Below are 413 nucleotides of genomic sequence, written 5' to 3'. Positions count from 1 at the left end.
ATGGAATGGAGAGCCATTCAACAGAGTTATCGAAGCGGAGAACATCAACGACTGCTACGACCACTGGATGATATGGGCGCAGATAGCACATGCAGACGTAACCAATATTCGAATTGAAGAACTGAAAGAACACCAAGCCGCCTGATGGCGGTTTTTTCTTGCGTGTAATTGCGGAGACTTTGCGATGTACTTGACACTTCAGGAGTGGAACGCACGCCAGCGACGTCCAAGAAGCCTTGAAACAGTTCGTCGATGGGTTCGGGAATGCAGGATATTCCCACCTCCGGTTAAGGATGGAAGAGAGTATCTGTTCCACGAATCAGCGGTAAAGGTTGACTTAAATCGACCAGTAACAGGTGGCCTTTTGAAGAGGATCAGAAATGGGAAGAAGGCGAAGTCATGAGCGCCGGGAT

Annotated in this window: 1 protein-coding gene; it reads left to right on the top strand. The window is 48.9% G+C overall.

Translation table 11 applies throughout. From position 1 onward, the window contains the following. Positions 1–184 precede the first annotated feature (184 nt). Positions 185–403 carry an excisionase gene (locus P3R27_RS14900; protein WP_002414258.1) on the top strand — a complete coding sequence of 73 codons (219 nt, stop codon included), beginning with the start codon at positions 185–187 and terminating at the stop codon, positions 401–403. Positions 404–413 lie beyond the last annotated feature (10 nt).

It is taken from the genome of Enterococcus spodopteracolus (assembly GCF_030441955.1).
Taxonomy (GTDB): Bacteria; Bacillota; Bacilli; order Lactobacillales; family Enterococcaceae; genus Enterococcus_B; species Enterococcus_B spodopteracolus.
Note: the sequence above shows the minus strand (reverse complement) of the source record. Positions and strands in the feature narration are given on the sequence as shown.

Coding starts and splice junctions, on each gene's coding strand:
- P3R27_RS14900 (WP_002414258.1), top strand. CDS start 185: ATGTACTTGACACTTCAGGAGTGGAACGCACGCCAGCGACGTCCAAGA.